The organism is Microbulbifer halophilus, from assembly GCF_026183675.1.
GTDB lineage: Bacteria > Pseudomonadota > Gammaproteobacteria > Pseudomonadales > Cellvibrionaceae > Microbulbifer > Microbulbifer halophilus.
Map to the genome: position 1 here is coordinate 110,728 of NZ_JAPIVK010000002.1, position 18,129 is coordinate 128,856.

At 63.0% G+C, this 18,129-nt stretch carries 16 protein-coding genes; 4 read left to right on the plus strand and 12 right to left on the minus strand.

Translation table 11 applies throughout. The annotated features are described in order from the left end of the window. Position 1: 1 nt before the first annotated feature. Positions 2 to 982, plus strand: coding sequence for an L-carnitine dehydrogenase (locus OQE62_RS01535; protein ID WP_265720219.1), 981 nt, complete (start codon positions 2 to 4; stop codon positions 980 to 982). Between the two features lie 294 nt (positions 983 to 1,276). Here the strand turns inward: OQE62_RS01535 and groL are convergent, their stop codons facing one another. The 3 genes from groL to OQE62_RS01550 all read right to left on the minus strand — a co-directional run bounded on the left by groL (position 1,277) and on the right by OQE62_RS01550 (position 3,991). After that, a complete protein-coding gene (gene groL, locus OQE62_RS01540) occupies positions 1,277 to 2,917 on the minus strand; it encodes a chaperonin GroEL (RefSeq protein ID WP_265720220.1) in 1,641 nt (546 codons plus the stop codon). A gap of 74 nt (positions 2,918 to 2,991) precedes the next feature. Next, positions 2,992 to 3,285 carry a co-chaperone GroES gene (locus OQE62_RS01545; RefSeq protein ID WP_265720221.1) on the minus strand — a complete coding sequence of 98 codons (294 nt, stop codon included), beginning with the start codon at positions 3,283 to 3,285 and terminating at the stop codon, positions 2,992 to 2,994. Between the two features lie 217 nt (positions 3,286 to 3,502). Continuing rightward, complete coding sequence (locus OQE62_RS01550; protein ID WP_265720222.1) at positions 3,503 to 3,991, minus strand: FxsA family protein; 489 nt, start codon at positions 3,989 to 3,991, stop codon at positions 3,503 to 3,505. 154 nt (positions 3,992 to 4,145) lie between these two features. Here OQE62_RS01550 and cfa point away from each other — a divergent pair, with 154 nt between their 5' ends. Further along, positions 4,146 to 5,294 carry a cyclopropane fatty acyl phospholipid synthase gene (gene cfa, locus OQE62_RS01555; protein ID WP_265720223.1) on the plus strand — a complete coding sequence of 383 codons (1,149 nt, stop codon included), beginning with the start codon at positions 4,146 to 4,148 and terminating at the stop codon, positions 5,292 to 5,294. 42 nt (positions 5,295 to 5,336) lie between these two features. On the opposite strand, the gene OQE62_RS01560 is transcribed toward cfa, so the two are convergent. After that, a complete protein-coding gene (locus OQE62_RS01560; RefSeq protein ID WP_265720224.1) occupies positions 5,337 to 6,098 on the minus strand; it encodes an SDR family oxidoreductase in 762 nt (253 codons plus the stop codon). 105 nt (positions 6,099 to 6,203) lie between these two features. Continuing rightward, complete coding sequence (locus OQE62_RS01565) at positions 6,204 to 7,235, minus strand: DUF481 domain-containing protein (RefSeq protein ID WP_265720225.1); 1,032 nt, start codon at positions 7,233 to 7,235, stop codon at positions 6,204 to 6,206. Between the two features lie 39 nt (positions 7,236 to 7,274). Between OQE62_RS01565 and OQE62_RS01570 the strand changes: the two genes are divergently transcribed. Next, positions 7,275 to 7,592 (plus strand): MGMT family protein, encoded by a 318-nt coding sequence (locus OQE62_RS01570; RefSeq protein ID WP_265720226.1) that lies wholly within the window; start codon positions 7,275 to 7,277, stop codon positions 7,590 to 7,592. 17 nt (positions 7,593 to 7,609) lie between these two features. Here OQE62_RS01570 and OQE62_RS01575 read toward each other — a convergent pair whose 3' ends face one another. The 3 genes from OQE62_RS01575 to OQE62_RS01585 form a co-directional block, all read right to left on the minus strand. Next, positions 7,610 to 8,962 carry an AmpG family muropeptide MFS transporter gene (locus tag OQE62_RS01575; protein WP_265720227.1) on the minus strand — a complete coding sequence of 451 codons (1,353 nt, stop codon included), beginning with the start codon at positions 8,960 to 8,962 and terminating at the stop codon, positions 7,610 to 7,612. A gap of 290 nt (positions 8,963 to 9,252) precedes the next feature. Further along, positions 9,253 to 10,251 (minus strand): threonine ammonia-lyase, encoded by a 999-nt coding sequence (locus OQE62_RS01580; RefSeq protein WP_265720228.1) that lies wholly within the window; start codon positions 10,249 to 10,251, stop codon positions 9,253 to 9,255. A 90-nt stretch (positions 10,252 to 10,341) separates the two neighbouring features. After that, complete coding sequence (locus OQE62_RS01585) at positions 10,342 to 11,064, minus strand: TetR/AcrR family transcriptional regulator (RefSeq protein ID WP_265720229.1); 723 nt, start codon at positions 11,062 to 11,064, stop codon at positions 10,342 to 10,344. Positions 11,065 to 11,131: 67 nt separating this feature from the next. Here OQE62_RS01585 and fabF point away from each other — a divergent pair, with 67 nt between their 5' ends. Continuing rightward, positions 11,132 to 12,397, plus strand: coding sequence for a beta-ketoacyl-ACP synthase II (fabF, locus tag OQE62_RS01590; RefSeq protein WP_265720230.1), 1,266 nt, complete (start codon positions 11,132 to 11,134; stop codon positions 12,395 to 12,397). 19 nt (positions 12,398 to 12,416) lie between these two features. Here fabF and OQE62_RS01595 read toward each other — a convergent pair whose 3' ends face one another. From OQE62_RS01595 to OQE62_RS01610, 4 genes are all read right to left on the minus strand, one after another. Continuing rightward, positions 12,417 to 13,841, minus strand: a complete 1,425-nt coding sequence (locus OQE62_RS01595) for an aldehyde dehydrogenase family protein (protein ID WP_265720231.1) — start codon at positions 13,839 to 13,841, stop codon at positions 12,417 to 12,419. 139 nt (positions 13,842 to 13,980) lie between these two features. Then, positions 13,981 to 14,847 carry a regulatory signaling modulator protein AmpE gene (gene ampE, locus OQE62_RS01600; RefSeq protein ID WP_265720232.1) on the minus strand — a complete coding sequence of 289 codons (867 nt, stop codon included), beginning with the start codon at positions 14,845 to 14,847 and terminating at the stop codon, positions 13,981 to 13,983. A 101-nt stretch (positions 14,848 to 14,948) separates the two neighbouring features. Continuing rightward, positions 14,949 to 15,512 (minus strand): 1,6-anhydro-N-acetylmuramyl-L-alanine amidase AmpD, encoded by a 564-nt coding sequence (gene ampD / locus OQE62_RS01605; protein WP_265720233.1) that lies wholly within the window; start codon positions 15,510 to 15,512, stop codon positions 14,949 to 14,951. Between the two features lie 58 nt (positions 15,513 to 15,570). Continuing rightward, positions 15,571 to 17,910, minus strand: a complete 2,340-nt coding sequence (locus OQE62_RS01610; RefSeq protein ID WP_265720234.1) for a DUF1631 domain-containing protein — start codon at positions 17,908 to 17,910, stop codon at positions 15,571 to 15,573. Positions 17,911 to 18,129 lie beyond the last annotated feature (219 nt).

Below are 18,129 nucleotides of genomic sequence, written 5' to 3' on the forward strand. Positions count from 1 at the left end.
CATGTCACACGCAACAGTTATTGGAGCCGGCGTTATCGGCGCCGGCTGGGTGGCCCGCCTGCTGGCCCAGGGACACGACGTCATCGCCTGGGATCCGGGCGCCGATGCGGAGCGCAAGCTGCGCGAAAGCGTCGACACCGCCTGGCCGTCGCTGGAAAAAATCGGCCTGGTGGAAGGCGCCTCGAAAGAGCGGCTGCGCTTTGCCGGCTCGCTGGCGGAAGCCTGCGAGAGTGCTTATTTTATCCAGGAAAACGCGCCGGAACGGGAAGCGATGAAAGTGGACCTGCTGGCCGAGATCAGCCGCACTGCACCGCAAGACGCCCTGATCGGCTCCTCCACGTCCGGCTTCAAACCATCGGTCCTGCAGCAGAACATGACTGCGCCGGAACGCTTTGTGGTCAGCCACCCCTTCAACCCGGTGTACCTGTTGCCGCTGGTGGAAGTGGTCGGCGGCGAGCGGACCTCGCCCGAAACCGTCGAGCGCGCAATGGCCTTTTTCAAGGATATCGGCATGCACCCGCTGCATGTGCGCAACGAGATCGACGGTCACCTGTCGGACCGCCTGTTGGAGGCCGTGTGGAGGGAAATCCTGCACCTGGTCAACGACGGCGTCGCCACCACCGGTGAACTGGACCAGGCCATCACCCACGGCCCCGGGCTGCGCTGGGCCTTTATGGGCACCAACCTGACCTACCACCTGGCCGGCGGCGAGACCGGTATGCGCCATATGCTGGAACAGTTCGGCCCGGCCCTGAAACTGCCCTGGACCAAACTGGAAGCGCCGGAGCTGAACGACCAATTGATCGACCGCATGGTGGAAGGCACGCAGGAACAGGCCGGCGACAGTTCCATCCGCGAGCTGGAAACCCTGCGCGACAACTGCCTGGTGCGGATCATGGAAGCGCTCAGCGAGTTCGAAACCGGTGCCGGTCAGGTGCTGGCAGCGCATCGGAAGAAGCACGGCATTCCATCCGACGCCTGATTCCGCCGTCTGCCCCTACACGTCGTTCCGGCGAAGAGCCAGTACCGGGCTTGATCCGTCACCGGAACCCTGGTGCCCCGAACTGGATACCGGCCTTCGCCGGCATGACGATAACTTTGCCCATCCTACGAAGCTGTAGAAGCCTGCTTGCAGGCGAATGGATCGGAGCCTTTTCTATATTCGCTACAGGCGTTTATCGCCATGCCGCCGAAACCCCAGCGGGCAAAAGCGCCCGGCAGACAAAAAAAGCCCCGCAAATGCGGGGCTTTTTCCGGGTTGGCAGGAAAGGCCGGCTTACATCATGCCGCCCATTCCGCCCATGCCACCCATTCCGCCCATGTCGGGCGCGGCCGGCTTCTCTTCCGGGATTTCCGCGACCATGGCTTCGGTGGTGATCATCAGGCCGGCGATGGAGGCGGCCGCCTGCAGCGCAGCGCGGGTAACCTTGGCCGGGTCCAGGATGCCCATCTCCAGCATGTCGCCGTACTCACCGCTGGCGGCATTGTAGCCGTAGTTGCCTTCGCCCTGCTTGACCTTGTCCACCACAACGGAGGCTTCGTCACCAGCGTTGGTAACGATATGACGCAGCGGCATTTCCAGTGCGCGCAGCGCAGCGGCGATGCCGTGGTTCTGGTCTTCGTTGTCGCCGGAAACGGAAAGGCTCTGCACGGCGCGGACCAGCGCGGTGCCACCGCCAGGTACAACGCCCTCTTCCACTGCCGCACGGGTCGCGTGCAGGGCGTCTTCGACACGGGCCTTCTTCTCTTTCATTTCGACTTCGGTGGCGGCGCCAACCTTGATCACTGCAACACCGCCGGCCAGTTTGGCGACGCGCTCCTGCAGTTTCTCTTTGTCGTAATCGGAGGAAGACTCTTCGATCTGGGTGCGGATCTGGCCGACGCGCGCTTCGATGTCGTCGTTGGAGCCGGCACCGTCGACAATCACGGTGTTTTCCTTGGACAGGGTGGCACGCTTGGCGGTACCCAGGTGCTCCAGGGTGGTGGATTCCAGTTCCAGGCCGACTTCTTCCGAGATCACGGTACCGCCGGTGAGGATGGCGATATCCTGCAGCATGGCCTTGCGGCGGTCGCCGAAGCCCGGTGCCTTGACGGCGGCCACTTTCACGATGCCGCGCATGCTGTTGACCACCAGGGTGGCCAGCGCTTCGCCTTCGATGTCTTCGGCGATGATCAGCAGCGGCTTGGAGGCCTTGGCTACCTGCTCCAGCAGCGGCAGCAGGTCGCGGATGTTGGAGATCTTCTTGTCCACCAGCAGGATGAACGGATCGTCCAGCTCGGCGGTCATGTTGTCCTGGTTGGTCACGAAGTAGGGAGACAGGTAGCCGCGATCGAACTGCATGCCTTCAACCACGTCCAGTTCGTTCTCCAGGCCGGAACCTTCCTCGACGGTGATCACACCCTCTTTGCCCACTTTCTCCATGGCTTCGGCGATGATGGTGCCGACGCTGGAGTCGCTGTTGGCGGAGATGGTGCCTACCTGGGCGATGGCCTTGCTGTCTTCACAGGGAGTGGACAGGGTGGCGATGTGCTCGACGGCGGTGGTTACCGCCTTGTCGATACCGCGCTTCAGGTCCATCGGGTTGAAACCGGCGGCAACGGATTTGAGGCCTTCGGTGACGATGGCCTGGGCCAGTACGGTAGCGGTGGTGGTGCCGTCGCCGGCGACGTCGGAAGCCTTGGAAGCCACTTCCTTCACCATCTGCGCGCCCATGTTCTCGAACTTGTCGCTCAGCTCGATTTCCTTGGCGACGGAAACACCGTCTTTGGTGACGGTCGGGGCACCGAAGGATTTGTCCAGTACCACGTTGCGGCCTTTCGGGCCCAGGGTGGTTTTTACGGCGTCAGCCAGGATGTTTACACCAGCCAGCATCTTCTGGCGGGCGTCGTCTCCGAATTTAACGTCTTTTGCTGCCATGATTCTTTTCCTCGAATTCTGTATCTGCGTTTTTAGTCAGCTCGGGGCGCGCAGCTTGGGCGCAGCCTGTGTGTTCAGCCTTCCAGCACGCCGTAGATGTCGCTCTCGCTCATGATGATCAGCTCTTCGCCGTCCACCTTGAGGGTATTGCTGTCGGCGTAGCGACCGAATACCACGGAGTCGCCGACCTTCACGGCCAGGGCGCGCACATCGCCGTTGTCCAGCAGCTTGCCCTCGCCCACGGCTACGACTTCGCCCTGGTTCGGCTTCTCTTTGGCAGCGCCCGGCAGCACGATACCACCGGCAGTCTTCTCTTCTTCTTCCTTACGGCGTACTACGACGCGGTCGTGTAAAGGACGAATTTTCATGGATAAGCTCTCCATTGAGTCGTTTTAAGGTTTCCAACGTGGAAGATCCTCGGCCCATTGGGCTTCGGGTCCTGGCGCCCCGGTCTGTCTCACAGAATCGGGGCAAAAACTGTGAGTGCAGCCTATCTATGGGCGCGCCGGAGAATTTCAACAGCGGCAGGTAAAAAAACTGTGAAGATGGGCCCCGTCCGGGGAATCCGATGGCCAGAGTGGTCAATTATTGATCGGGATCTTTGTCGCGGCGCCGCTCGGGGTCGCGGGGCTCTTCATGAGAAAAGTCGCCCTCGATCACATCGCGATCCCGGTGCTGCGCCCGGTCGGAGCCCCTGGGCGGCACGCCGCCGGGACCCTGCACCACGGTGACATGGCGCAGGATACGGCCCAGCAGCAACTGGCGCAGGCCGGGAATGAGGCAGGCAAAACCGAGGGCATCGGTAAAGAATCCCGGCGTCAGCAGCAGCGCACCGCCCACGGCCAGGAAGATACCTTCCGCCATCTCCCGCGCCGGCAGTTCGCCGGTCTGCATCTTCTGCTGGGCCCGCATCACCGTGGACAGCCCCTGGCGGCGCAGCAGCGCCAGCCCCACCACCGCCGTCAACAGCACCAGGCCGATGGTGGGCAGGGCACCGATTTCACTGCCCACGGCGATCAGGATCCACATCTCGAGGATGGGGATGACGATAAACAACAGTAGTAGCGGGCGCATAGGGCGATTTCCTTGGCGGCCATTCGCTTGTCGCGACGGGCGAAACTGGGTATTTTCGATATGCTGTAATAAATGAGGGGTGGTGGCAAATTATTCAAGGCGCCTCTTTCTACTCGGCGCCAGCGATGCATTACACAAGCTAGGGAGGCTTGGCATGGCAAGCGAACAGCAGGACACCATGGAAGTACCGGCCACCGGCCGCAGCCGTCACTTGGCGGACGAGATTCTGGCCGAGGCGGATATCCGTATCAACGGCGATCGGCCCTGGGATCTCCGGTTACACCGGAAAGCGGCGCTGGACGAAATCGTCGCCCGCCACAGCCTGGGTCTCGGCGAAACCTATATGCGCGGCGACTGGGATGTGCCGGCGCTGGACCAGTTCTTCTGCCGCCTGCTGGAGGCCGATCTCCCCCGCCATATCAAGCCCTGGCGCAACACCTGGCGCATCCTGCGCTGCTACCTGCTCAACCTGCAGAGCCGGCGGCGCGCCTTCGAGGTAGGCGAGCGCCACTACGACCTGGGCAACGATTTCTACGAAGCGATGCTGGACCGGCGCCTGACCTACAGTTGCGGCTACTGGCGGGAAGCGGAGACACTGGACCAGGCGCAGACCGGCAAACTGGACCTGATCTGCCGCAAGCTGGGCCTCAAACCCGGCATGCGCCTGCTGGATATCGGCTGCGGCTGGGGCAGCCTTGTGGGCTACGCCGCCGAGCACTACGGCGTGGAGTGTGTGGGCGTGACCGTGTCCAGGGAGCAGAGTGCCTACATCGACGAGCACTACGGCCACCTGCCGATCACCGTGCACCTCCAGGACTACCGCGGCCTGAAACAGCCCTTCGACCGCATCGCCAGTGTGGGCATGTTCGAGCATGTGGGGCGCAAGAATCACCGCACCTTCATGCAGGTGGCCAGGCGCTGCCTGAAAGAAGACGGCCTGATGCTCCTGCACACCATCGGCAAGAACCTGCGCCGCAGCACCACCGACCCGTGGATCGACCGATACATCTTCCCCAACGGCGACCTGCCCTCCGCCGGCCAGATCGGCGACGCCGCCGACAGGCTACTGGTGTGCGAGGACCTGCACAATTTCGGTAGCGACTACGACAAGACGCTGATGGCCTGGCACCAGAACTTCGAGCAGAGCTGGCCGCGCTTTGCCGAGCAGTACGGGCAACGCTTCTACCGCATGTGGCGCTACTACCTGCTCTCCTGCGCCGGCGCCTTCCGCGCGCGGCATATTCAGCTTTGGCAGTGGATGTTTTCCGACAAGTTGCAGGGGGGGATTCAGCGGGTGTCCTGAATGCGGAACAGTGCCAGCCCAGGCACTGTTCCGCATTCACCATTAAATCCGCGCGCCGCCGTCGATATCCAGCACCCGCCCGGTAACAAAGTCGTTTTCGAGAATAAAGCCAACCGTGGAGGCGATCTCTTCCTGCTGGCCCAGGCGGCGCAGCGGTACCTGCTTCACCAGCCCCTCGAGAATGTCCGCGCGCATCTGCGCGACCATATCGGTCTTGATAAAACCCGGCGCAATAGCCGCCACACGCACACCGTAGCGAGCCAGTTCCCGCGCCCAGGTGACGGTCATGGCGGCGACGCCGGCCTTGCTGGCGGAGTAGTTGGTCTGGCCCATATTGCCGGCGCGGGACAGGCTGGAAATATTGACGATTACACCGCTGTCGTCGCTCTCGGCCATGATGGCGGCGGCGGCGCGGCCGCACAGGAAAACGCCGGTAAGGTTCACATCGATGACCGACTGCCACTGGGACAGGGACATGCGATCGGTCACCTTGCCCTCCTTGACCTTCAGTAGCATGCCGTCGCGCATGATACCGGCGTTGTTGACCAGCACCTGCAGGCCGCCAAAGTCCGCGGCGATCTGCGCGAAGCCGCCGTCCACCTCTTCTTCGCTGGCGACGTTGATTACATAGCTGCGCACTTCAGCACCGTGTTTTTCACAGGCGGCGACGCTCTCTCTCAGGCCGTCTTCATTGACATCGATCAGCGCCAGGCGTGCGCCGCGTCCGGCCAGGTATTCGGCCATGGCGCGGCCGAGGCCCTGGCCGGCACCGGTAATGGCGACGATGCTGTTGGCAATCTGCATGGGAACTCCTCATCTGCTAATTCTGTTGTTCTCTGGTCGCAGGGTGCGCCCTACATCCCATTTTTATTGATGCCCTCTCCCCCCGGGAGAGGAGAAGTTATTGGCTCACCACTGGTAGCCGACTCCCACCGACAGTTTGGTGTCTTCCTTCTCACTTTCCAGTGAAGGCGTATTGTCGTACAGCCACTCGTAGGCCACTTCCATCAGGACCCCCTCTACCAGCGGTGTGCGCACACCGAATTTGGCGTTGGCCTGGTAATCGTCGTTGCGGTCGATCGACTGCAGTGCCTCCTGGTCGAAATAGATCTCCGGGCCCAGATCAAACTTGTAGCGGTAGTTCAGCGCCATTCGCGCGGCCGCATAGCGCTCGTCCTGCGCCTCGCTCAAATCGGTATCGATAAAGTCCTCGGTCAGGCTGCTCACGCCGCCCTGCATGGAGAAGGCGGTTTTATCGGTGTCGTAGAAGAGATAACCCATGCCCAGGCCGAGCGTGGTGCCCATATCCAGGTTTCTGGCCTCTTCATGCAGAAACGAACTGTTGGCCGCAGCGAACCACTTTTCCGCAAAGACCCAGCGCAGATCGTAACCGAGACGGTACTTCTCCAGCGATTCCACTTCCGGATTGGTCTGGTTCTGGTAGAGCGCGTTGATCAGGTGATGGAAATCCCCGTTGCGGATATCCAGGTTGGCATTGATATCCAGGTCCTCGCGCTCCCGGTTGCCGTGCTCGAAATCGCCGCCGGCACTTACATTGCCATGGAATACCACCGGGTTGCCGACAAAATCGATATAGGGCTCGGCGCGGTCGACCGCCGGGAAATCCATCACCCAGCCGGACCCCTCGTCACAGTAGAGTTCCCACTGCTCGCGGCGATGGCCGGCCAGTGTACAGGGGCCCTCACGGCCGGCGATCTTCAGGTCCACATCGGTATCCAGGGAGAGGATCTGGTCCTTGGCGATGGTCACCTCGCCGAAGGTTTCCGAAGCCCACACCACATGGTTCCGCTCCACCAGCACCAGCTCGCCGTGCACCCGGTCGCCGTTGGCCAGCGTCAGAACACCGGCCGTTGCCGACAGGGGGACAAAAGCGGTAAAAAGCAGCAGAATATTGACGATTTGTCGGAAGGCACGTACCACGAAAACAACCTTGGATTTTATTAGACAGCGGATTTAACGGTGGGAACTTACAATCGGGACAATGATGCCATATCGAGGTTCTGTCGTGTACTGGCAGAAATCCCCCGCGGGCAGGTAGTCACCTACGGCGACCTGGCGGAGATGGCCGGCTACCCCCGCGCGGCGCGTCTCGCCGGTCAGGTGCTGCGCAGGCTACCCGGGGACACGAAACTGCCCTGGCACCGCGTGATCAACGCCCAGGGGCGTATTTCCCTGCCGGAACCCCGCGCACAGCGCCAGAGAGAACGACTGGAGTGCGAGGGAATCGCGTTGATCAAGGGACGCGTGGATATGGGGAAGTACCGCTGGCAACCGTGACCGCCCGGTTCCCGCCATCAGCCGGGTCCGGCCCCTGACTCTCCCGTACGCTTGTCCCGCCACCAGAGGTAGATGGCCAGCAGGATCGCGGGGGTGCCGATGATGGCCACATAGATGAAATACACAGAGTAGCCCTGGGCATCCACCACCATACCGGAGAAACCGCTGATGAATTTGCCCGGCAGCGTCATCAGTGAATTGAACAGCGCGTACTGGGTGGCGGTATAGGCCTGGTTGGTGAGGCTCGAGATATAGGCGATAAACACGGCGTTGGCGAAGCCGCCGCTGATATTGTCCGCGCTGATCACCACCGCCAGCCAGGCCCGGTCCGGCCCCACCTGGGCCAGGTGGGCAAACAGCAGGTTGGTGGCCGCAGCCATCGCCGCCCCCACGATCAGCGGGCGCAGTATGCCGTAGCGCAGCACTATCACGCCGCCCAGATAGGCGCCCGCCACGGTACAGAAGAAGCCGAATATCTTGCCGATCTCTGCGATATCCGTCTTGCTGAAACCGAGATCCAGGTAGAACGGATAGGCCATGATACCCATGGCAATATCGCTGAGGCGAAAGATACCCACAAACAGCAGCAACACCAGTGCAAAGCGACCGTTGCGCTGGAAGAACTCGAGAAACGGGCAGCAGACGGCGCGCACGAACCACTCCCACAGGCGGCTGTGGTCGCCGCCACCCAGTACCCGGTCGACCCAGGCGTGCTGAAAGACCTCCGCCTCCCGCTTGACCCTGGCGTGGTCCGGCTCGGCGATCAGCAGCGTGGCGATGATACCCACCCCCATCAGCATCGCCATACTCATGTAGGATATCGACCAGTTGCCCCACTCGGCGACATACAGGGCACCGGCGCCGGCCACCAGCAGGGCCACCCGATAGCCGGCGATATAGTTGGCGGCCATGGCGCCCTGATACTCCGGCAACACGGCTTCGATACGATAGGCATCGATCACCACATCCTGGGTCGCCGACGAGAAGGCGACCCACAGGCACAGCAGCGCCACCTGAGTCAGAGCCAGCTGTGGGTTGACCTGGGACAGGCCGAACAGGCCCGCGGCGATGCCCAGCTGCGCCACCAGCATCCAGCTACGGCGTTTGCCCAGCCAGCGGGTCAGCAGCGGCAGACGCACCGTATCGATAACGGGCGCCCACAAGACCTTGATCGAATAGGTGATACCCACCCAGGCAAAGAAACCGATGGCGGTGCGGCTTACGCCGTAGTCGCGCAGCCAGGCGGTGAGGGTGGTAAAAACCAGCAGATAGGGCAACCCGGCGGAAAAGCCGAGAAAGAACATGACCAGCACGCGGGGTTTCAGGTAAATCCGCAGTGCCTGTCCCCAGGTAAGTGTCTGTTCCTGCATGCTGCCCTGTCAATTCCTTGTTTTTCTGGAAAAGCCGCCGGTAGAACCGATGGCGGTGATCACGCCTACCCTTCCAGCCCCGACCGCGGCAGCCTCCAGTTTAGCAGCCCGATGTAAGAACACATTGCACTAGTGGTTCATGCGGTAAATTCGGTGACTCTAGCTCACAGCCACAGGTTCCAGGGCAAGGCGAAAAAGCGCAGGACTAGCAGCGCTAATTCAAGCTTTTTCAACGCAGCACTGGGGCCTGTGGCGAAGAGATAGTGTTACAGAGTTTACCGCATGGACCACTAGCTTCGTTCCCCGCCACCCCGTTTCCCCAGCAGGTCGGACACCCGCCCCAGATCCATATTGCCACCGGTCAGTACAGCGACAACCCGTTTGTCGCGAAAACGCGCCCCGTGCTCCAGCACCGCCGCCAGGCTCACGGCCGCCGACGGTTCCACCAACTGTTTGGTGCGCGTCCACAGCAGCTCCAGGGCATCGACAATCGCGCCCTCGGAGACGGTGACGATATCCCTGACCGTGCGCCGGATGACGGCGTAGTTCCTGCGGCCGAGGGTAGTCCTCAGGCCGTCGGCAATGGTATCAGGGTGCTGCTCGGTAATATGTATACCGCCGCGCAGCGAGCGCTGCGCGTCGTCGGCGCCGGCCGGTTCCGCCCCCAGCACGATCGCGTCCGGCGCCAGCGCTGCCAGCGCCAGCCCGATGCCGGCCAGCAGGCCGCCACCGCCCACCGGCGCCACCACGATATCCGGTGTAAACCCCTCCTCGCGGCACTGCTGCAGTATTTCCAGCGCCACAGTGCCCTGGCCGGCAATGATACGGCGGTCGTCGAACGGCGGTACCACGTGCGCGCCCTTCTCCCCCACCACTTTCTGCAGGGCGGTTTCGCGATCCCGGAGGGTCGGGCCACAGAGCACTATTTCCGCACCGTAGGATGCCACCGCAGCGCGCTTGGCCACAGGCGCTGTTTCCGGCATCACCACCGTACAGGCGAGCCCCCGTTCGACCGCCGCCCAGGCCAGTGCCGCGCCGTGATTGCCGGATGAGTGGGTGGCCACCATCGCCGTGTCCGGGGGCAGCAGGCGCAGCGCATTGCCGGCGCCGCGGGCCTTGAAAGCACCCACTTTCTGCAGGTGCTCACACTTGAAGTGCAGCGACGCCCCTGTCCGTTCGTCGAGCTGGCGGCTGCGGATCAGCGGGGTGCGGTGTACAAGGCCGGCGATGTTCTGTGCCGCGGACAGCACTTCCGCGCTGGAGGGTAGATCGTTGTTTTCAGTTGGCATGGTGTCTTGCAGGTCTCTCCCGGTCGCATCTGCTCAATGGCAGCGGGGCATTGTCATTATCGGTTCCGCAATTGCTTCAACCGGATGCGGTCACCCAGCTATCCTTGCCGGATCATACGCTGACTCACTGACTCCGAGCATGGCCAGGATCTGTCGCTGTGCCGCCAACAATACCAGATGCTGCTCCCGCGGATCGGTAATGCTTCTCGCCACTGCCACTGCGCCTACCATCGCGGCGATGATGCTGCGAGCCCGGTCTGCAGCGATGTCGCGGTTCACGGCAAAAGGCAGCTTGCCCAGCCGCCCCAGGGCCGTGATGCGCACCTCCAGCATTTTTTTCATTCGCTCGTAGGCTTCTTCATAGAGTTTCCGGATTCCGGGCCTTTCGCTGCCAATCTCGTTGAACAGCACGGCTTCGGGGCCGGGATCCCGCCGGTCCCTGAATGCGCGCAAACTCAGATAGTCCGTGGCCAGCGCTGCCAGGTGCTTGATCGAAAACGGGGCTTTGGCCAGGCGGCTCACGGGACCGCGCCTGAAGCTCTCCAGGAAAGAAGCGCTGAACAGCGCCTCCTTGGATTCAAAGTGGTTGTAGAAGGCACCGTGGGTCATTTTCGCCACTTCCATGATCTGGCCTATCGATACCCTGTCAAAGCCGTGGCGACAGAAAAGCTCCGTTGCCGAGTGCATGATGCGACTTTTGCTACGCAGCTTGTGTTTTTTTGAGTAGGGCACCGTTTCCTCCCCTGCAACAGGCAACTCCGGGGCAACCACGCATTCGCGGAGCCCCGCCCCGGAAAATATTACCTTGATCATATATTAGCTGCGCGTAATTTGCCTCTGCTCCCCCGATTGCTTTGTCTACATGTCTCTGGAGGTTGTTATGCACTCGCCGATCGTGATCACCGGAATGGGGATCGCCTGCCCCCTGGGCTGTGGCGTCGATACTGTCTGGCGGCGACTGTGTGCCGGCGAATCCGGTATCGGCACCATCGAGCACTTCGATACGACCAGCTTTCCCGTGCGCCTGGCGGGAATGGTTCCGGACCGGCACAGCGACCCGGAAGCCGGGATCGACAGCGAAGCGCTGGTAAGCGCCAAAGAGCGACGCAAGCTGGACCGCTTTACACTGTATGCCCTGGCCGCCGCGGAAGAGGCCCTGGCACAGTCCGGCTGGCAACCCCGGACCGGGAGCGAACGGCAGGGCACAGCGACGATAGTGGGCAGCGGAATCGGCGGTTTCCCGACCATCACCGCGGCACAACAGACCCTGCACGAACGGGGCCACCGGCGCCTCTCTCCTTTTACGGTACCGGCGTTCCTCGCCAATCTGGCCGCGGGCCAGCTTTCGATCCGACACGGGTTCAGGGGCCCCATCGGTTGTCCGGTGACGGCTTGCGCCGCGGGGCTACAGGCGATCGGCGACGGTATGCGCATGATCCGCAGCGGTGAGGTCGAGGTGGCCCTGGTCGGCGGTGCCGAGGGCTGTGTCGACCCGCTTTCCCTGGCCAGTTTCCACGCCATGAAAGCGGTCTCCACCAATGACCGCGACCCGGTTCGGGCATCGCGCCCCTTCGACCGGGACCGGGACGGCTTCGTCATGGGGGAAGGTGCCGGGATACTGGTGATCGAAACGCAGGAGCACGCGCTCAATCGGGGCGCCACGCCGCTGGCCACGATCGGCGGTTACGGCACCAGTGCTGATGCCCATCATATTACCGCCGGTCCGGACGACGGCGCCGGTGCGGCCGCAGCTATCCACCGGGCCCTCTCGTCAGCCGGGCTTGCGCCGCAGGATATCGGCTACATCAATGCGCACGCCACATCGACCCCGGTGGGCGACCGGGCCGAGATTGCCGCCCTGCGCCATGTGTTCGGGCACCACTTGCCGGGTATCCCGGTTTCTGCCACCAAATCCGCCACCGGCCACCTGCTCGGCGCCGCGGGCGGGATCGAGGCGGTATTCACGGCAATGGCCGTGCGCGAAGGCGCACTGCCGCCAACCCTGAACCTGGATTGCGCAGACAGCGAACTGGAGGACCTGGACCTGGTGCCCGGAACCCGCCGTATCCAGCCGACACGGCACGCCCTCTGCAATGCCTTCGGGTTTGGCGGCGTCAACGCCTCGTTGCTGGCATCCCGGTTATGAAGGAGGGAACGGAATCGTTTCAGCGCAGCAGCCGCAACAGCTTGAACTTGCGCGCAGAAAACGGTGCATAGCGCAGGTCCAGGTCGAACAGGTAACTGCGTTTCATCACCGCCTTGTAGTGGCTGAAGGTGCGGAAACCGTGCTCGCCGTGGTAGGCGCCCATACCGCTGGGGCCGACGCCGCCGAACGGCAATTCGTGCGCGGCCATGAACATCATGCAGTCGTTGACGCAGGCGTTGCCGGAACTGCAGCGCGCCAGGATGCGATTGGCGGTGGCGTCATTCTGCGTAAAGACGTAGAGCGCCAGCGGCTTTTCCCGGTCGTTGACAAACTGCTCTACCCGGCTGAAATCGTCCAGCTCTATCACCGGCAGCAGCGGACCGAAAATTTCCTCCTGCATCACCGCGGTTTCCAGGCCCACCTCGCGCAGCAGCGTGGGCGCGATATAGCGGTTGTCGACATCGGTCTCGCCACCGAATACCACCTCGCCATCGCCGATATAGTCGGCGATGCGCTGCGCGTGGCGGCTGTTGACGATGCGTCCATAGTCCTTCGACTCCCGCGGCCGGTCGCCGAACATGGCGCGGGTGGCCCTCTCGATCGCCGGCACCAGCCGCTCGGCCGTAGCCCGGGTGCAGAGCAGGTAGTCCGGGGCGATACAGGTCTGGCCGGCATTGGTGAACTTTCCCCAGGCGATGCGCCGAGCCGCCACTTCGATATCCGCGTCCTCGGCGACGATACAGGGGCTCTTGCCACCCAGTTCCAGGGTCACGGGCGTCAGTTGTCTCGCCGCCGCGGCCATCACGATCTTGCCTACGCGGCCGCCGCCGGTGTAGAGGATATGGTCCCAGCGCTGCTCCAGCAGCGCGGTGGTTTCCGGCACCGCGCCCTCGACAATGGCAAAGGCATCCCGATCCAGGTAGCGCGGCAGCAGTTCCGCCACCAGCCGCGATGTGGCCGGTGCCAGCTCCGAGGGCTTCAGCACCGCGCAATTGCCGGCGGCAATGGCCGCTACCAGCGGCGACAGCAGCAGCTGCAGCGGATAGTTCCAGGCGCCGATGATCAGCACCACGCCGAGGGGTTCCGGCAACACGTAGCTCTTGCCCGGCTGGGCGACGACGGGCGTGGACGCGCGGCGCGGGCGCGTCCACTTTTTCAGGTGTTTGAGGGCGTGATCGATGTCGCCGCAGGTTGCGGAGACCTCGGTCATGAAACCTTCCTGCGGCGGCTTGTGGAGATCCCGCTGCAGGGCCTGCAGGAACCGGTCTTCATTGTCGGAGAGCATCTTGCGCAGTTGGCCCAGCTGCTGGCGGCGCCAGCCCCGTTCCGCGGTGGTGCCGCTGCGAAAGTAGGTACGCAGACCGGCGACCAGGGCGGCTGCGTTGAAGCCTTCGCCGGAGTCCGCGCCCGGCTCTTGTGGAGATTCCATCGTCTCTACTTGCATCGAGGATTTCCGCCGATGAATATTATTTTCAGTGAGGGCAATATCCGGACAGGGTGCGACCAAGTCAAGCAACGAACTGGAACAGAATTCCAAATTTAGCGCCAGCTCACCATTTTTATACTACAAGCGTACCAGACGCCTAAAAGTCGAACAGGATCGCCAGCGCCATGGCCGTGATCCACAACAAGAGTGCGCGGGACAACAGGGCCTGCAGGCCCTCGAGCTGCGCGCCACAGATGCGCTGCCCCTCGCCCACCTCCAGGCCGACGCTGCACTCGCTGGCATCGATACCGCCCAGAGCGCCCTCCAGGTAATCTTCCAGCACTTTGGACGTACTGCGCTCGCGACACATCAGGCACTGGCGCCAGGCTCGATAGCAGCCGGCGAAGTTGCCCACAATCGCGAAGGTAAACCCCGTCGCGCGCACCGGCAGCCACTCCAGTAGCCACAGCCAGCGCGACGCGGTCGCATCCTGCGTCTGCCGCGCGGCGTAGAGGGCGCTCAGGCGGTAGAGCAGCGCACCGGGGATACCCAGCAACAGGAACCAGAAAAGCACCGCGAAAAGGCGTTCGAAGGCGCGATAGGCGGCACCGCGGAAAACCTCTTCGTGCAATTGCCGGGAATCGCGCGCCTCGCCGGACTCCGGCAACAGTGGCGCCGCGGCCTGCCGCGCGGCATCCAGGTCGCCCTGGTACCAGTTGCGCAGATAGCTCGACAGAATCTCGTTGAAATTGCCGCGACCGAGGCAGTAGAGCAGCAGTGGCACAGCCACCAGCAGCGAGCCGAACCAGCCCAGGGAGGCCTCGGCCAGCACCATCAATATCGCCGCAAGCAGCACCGGCGGCAACACCGTCGCCCCCAGCAGAAGGCCGGCGTTATCCCGCAGCCTGGGCCGCTGCGCCAGATGCTGTCGCCAGGCGTAGAACCACTTGTCCCGGTGCAGCGGCGCACCGGACCCCCATATCTGCACCAATCCCAACGCCAGCAACACTGTCAGAAGTGCCATAGTTATTCTCGTTCAATCTCTCCAACAGAGAGAATAACGCCACTGGCGCGGAGGGGGAAGATGGGCGCGGGGCCGGGCACAGCGAACCGACACCTGACCAACTACTCAGCAGCCACTTCATCCAGTAGCGCCAGGTAGCGCTGCCAGTCAAAGTCGGGGCCGGGGTCCAGTTTGCGGCCGGGGGCGATATCCGAATGGCCGGTGATCCTGTCCCTGCTGATCTGCGGGTATTCCGCCCGGATGGCTGCGGTCACTTCCGCCAGCGCACGGTACTGGGCATCGGTATAGGAATCGGTATCCAGCCCTTCCAGCTCGATACCGATGGAAAAATCGTTGCAGTTGCCGCGACCGCAAAATTCGGATTTGCCCGCGTGCCAGGCGCGGCGGTCGAGCGGCACATACTGGGTCACGCGCCCGTTGCGGTCGATCAGGAAATGTGCGGAAACCCGCAGCGCAGCGATTTCGGCAAAATACGGATGGGCATCGATATCCAGTTGGCCGAGAAAGAAGTCGTCGATATGGGAGCCGCCGTACTCCCCCGGCGGCAGGCTGATACAGTGGATCACCAGCAGGTCCACCGGGCACCCCTCCGGCCGACTGTTGCAGTGCGGGCTGGGCAGCCGGCGGGCGCCGGACAACCAGCCGGATTCCGATTGGTATTTCACTAGGCATTCTCCAGTACGACTGGAGACCATTCTATGGAAGTGGGGGAGGAGTGGCGAATCAGCTCCTCTCACCGCGCTTCTTGCGCACATTGCCGATCACCGACTGCAGCGCACGTTCAAACAGCATACCGTCGTCCAGCGGCATCAGTTGCGCACCTCGCAGCGCATGGGCCAGTTCCAGGCGCGAGAATTCGGCCACCTTGGCACCGTTGCGGTTCACGAAAATAAACTGGTCGATATCCTTGATCACTGCGGCCAGGCGGCAGCGGAACTGCTCTTCATCGGAGCGTTTGAGTTCGAACCAGCTGCCCTGCGCGAGACGGAAGGTCATCTGCCAGTGGGGATCGCTTTCCGGCATTTCCCCGAGCCCCTCCTCTTCCGGCTCCGCCTGCGGCGCCAACTCGGCTTCGGCAACGGCCTGCTCCAGCTCTTCCATCTGCGGCAGGGAGGCCTCTTCCACAGCCTCCTGTGACTGTTCGGCCGTTTCCGCTGTGGCGGTCTCACTCTCAGCGGCGGACTCAGCGTTGCGGTGCTCCTGCTCCAGCTGCTCTCGGGCCCCTTGCTCGCGTTCGGCGGCGAGCTTCTGCGCCAGTGCAAAGCGCTCGCGATAGATCTCTTTCAGTCCGGCGAAGAGGCCGCGGGCCTCGAACGGGTTCAGGGATACCGACTCGACACCGGCGCGCAGGCGCTCCTGCAGCGCCGGCAGCAGAGCCAGCAGTTGCTGGCGGCTGTCGGGCATCGGCGCCTGAACACTCCACACCAGATCGCGCGCGGTACGAACATCGCGGCTCCAGGCATCGCTCTCGGTGCCCTCTTTGACACAGGTCAGGAACAGCTTGTTGTTCCAGACTTTGTGCAGCCAGTCCTGCACTACCTGGGGCAGCTCGCGTTCGGCGATCAGTGCATCCATCACCGCTGCCACGCGCGCCCTCGCGGCCTGGGTCCTGGCGCGGCCATCCGCCTCATCCACCACGCGGCGTTCGAGCATCTCGGCGCGCTTGCGCTCGCGGGCCATGAACTGGCGGAAGCGCTCCAGCAGCGTCGCGAAGATATCTACATCGCGGTCGAACTCGCTCAGCACCTGGTCGACCACCTGGCTGACTTCGCTGTACAGGGGATCGGATTCGTAGTCTTCGCCGGCCTGCCAGCCGGTGGTGGCATCGGCCAGCTCGTTGAGCAACTTGCGCGCCGGGTGGCCGCCCTTGCTGAAGAAGGACTTGTCGGCGATGGCCACTTTCAGCAGCGGCAACTGCATGCGACCCAGCTGCGACTTGATCGGCTCGGCGAGATTGCGATCCTCCAGAATGAACGAAAACAGCATCTCCACCAGCTTGATGATGTCACTGTCCACCTTGGTCAGTGATGCGGACTGGTTGGATTCCACCAGGCGCTGCTGCAACAGGCTGCCCACGTTCAGCAACTGGATGTCGCCACCCTCCGGGTAATCGACATTCTGCTGCAGCTCACCCAGGTGCCCCAGCAGATCGCCCGCCGGCATGGGGGCCAGGCCGGCAGTGGCCGGCAGCAGTCCCGGGGAAAAATTGCCGCTCCCCGCGGCCTGCCCGCCCGCCGGGCCCATCGACTGGGGAACGCCCTGCTCCACAGAAGGGCCTGCGGCCGCGCCGCCGGACTCCCGGGGCGCTCCGGTAGTGGGCCGGGATGTACCGGGCGCGGAGCGCTGGACCGGGCGCTGGCGGGCAACGCGGCGCTGTTCTCGCAATGATGGCAACACCCCCTGCTCCACCAGCAGGTGATTGCACTGCTCGTAGAAATCTTTCAGGTTCAGCATCACCACCTGCTCGAACTTCTTCAGCAGCACCAGGCGGGCACGGATATGGATATCCAGCGGGCGGATGGCCTCGACAAAGGCGTCGCAGATGGCATCGGGGCCGAGGGGGTTGTTCTTGTCGTAGATCTTGACGGAGTAGAGGGTATCGAGGCGCAGGCCCAGTTCGGTGATCGGCTCGGCAAAATCGCGCTTGGCATTGGCGACCATGCTATCGGCGGCCACCAGCTGTTCGAGATCGTCGTTGTGGACCAGCGAGAGGTTGTCGGAGGCAAACGCCTCTTCATCGTCGGTTTCCTGAGGCTGTACCTGGAAGGCTTCATCGATATTGCCGCCAAAGCGCCCGGTGATATTGCGCCGCTCCACCCGCAGCAGGCGCAACGCCTGGAAGAGGCCGTCCTGCTCCTCCTGGCCGTGGGCCCGCTCCGCCATGGAGAAGAGCGAGTCGTCCACCTTGCCGAACAGCTGCTTGAACTGCTCCTGCAACTGGCTGCGCGCCTTCTCCCGCAGCGTCACCACTGCCGATGCCAGCGGCATGGACTTGCGTGCGGAGCCACCCTGTCCACCGACGCCTTTTTCCGTCAGCGAAACCACCTTGCTGGAGTCGTTCATTTTCTGATCGCCTTTTGGGTGCCTATCCGGCCCCTGCGCTGTTGATAGCCTGGAGAGAGCGCGACCGGGCGCGCCGCGGTAACCGACTGTTCTGAGTACTGCCGCAGCGATGGATTGCGCTGCAGAGATTCTACCCATGAATGAACATTTTCGGACTCATCGGTACACCTTGGCAACTTCGACAGACGGATTTGAGACGCTTGTCACAGCCCCCAACCG

What these genes read in the sequence shown, in the direction of transcription:
- ampE (WP_265720232.1), bottom strand. Translation starts at nt 14,847, where the DNA reads ATGGCACTTCTGACAGTGTTGCTGGCGTTGGGATTGGTGCAGATATGG.
- OQE62_RS01585 (WP_265720229.1), bottom strand. Translation starts at nt 11,064, where the DNA reads ATGATCAAGGTAATATTTTCCGGGGCGGGGCTCCGCGAATGCGTGGTT.
- OQE62_RS01535 (WP_265720219.1), top strand. Translation starts at nt 2, where the DNA reads ATGTCACACGCAACAGTTATTGGAGCCGGCGTTATCGGCGCCGGCTGG.
- OQE62_RS01550 (WP_265720222.1), bottom strand. Translation starts at nt 3,991, where the DNA reads ATGCGCCCGCTACTACTGTTGTTTATCGTCATCCCCATCCTCGAGATG.
- OQE62_RS01580 (WP_265720228.1), bottom strand. Translation starts at nt 10,251, where the DNA reads ATGCCAACTGAAAACAACGATCTACCCTCCAGCGCGGAAGTGCTGTCC.
- groL (WP_265720220.1), bottom strand. Translation starts at nt 2,917, where the DNA reads ATGGCAGCAAAAGACGTTAAATTCGGAGACGACGCCCGCCAGAAGATG.
- cfa (WP_265720223.1), top strand. Translation starts at nt 4,146, where the DNA reads ATGGCAAGCGAACAGCAGGACACCATGGAAGTACCGGCCACCGGCCGC.
- OQE62_RS01560 (WP_265720224.1), bottom strand. Translation starts at nt 6,098, where the DNA reads ATGCAGATTGCCAACAGCATCGTCGCCATTACCGGTGCCGGCCAGGGC.
- OQE62_RS01595 (WP_265720231.1), bottom strand. Translation starts at nt 13,841, where the DNA reads ATGCAAGTAGAGACGATGGAATCTCCACAAGAGCCGGGCGCGGACTCC.
- OQE62_RS01545 (WP_265720221.1), bottom strand. Translation starts at nt 3,285, where the DNA reads ATGAAAATTCGTCCTTTACACGACCGCGTCGTAGTACGCCGTAAGGAA.
- fabF (WP_265720230.1), top strand. Translation starts at nt 11,132, where the DNA reads ATGCACTCGCCGATCGTGATCACCGGAATGGGGATCGCCTGCCCCCTG.
- OQE62_RS01610 (WP_265720234.1), bottom strand. Translation starts at nt 17,910, where the DNA reads ATGAACGACTCCAGCAAGGTGGTTTCGCTGACGGAAAAAGGCGTCGGT.
- OQE62_RS01575 (WP_265720227.1), bottom strand. Translation starts at nt 8,962, where the DNA reads ATGCAGGAACAGACACTTACCTGGGGACAGGCACTGCGGATTTACCTG.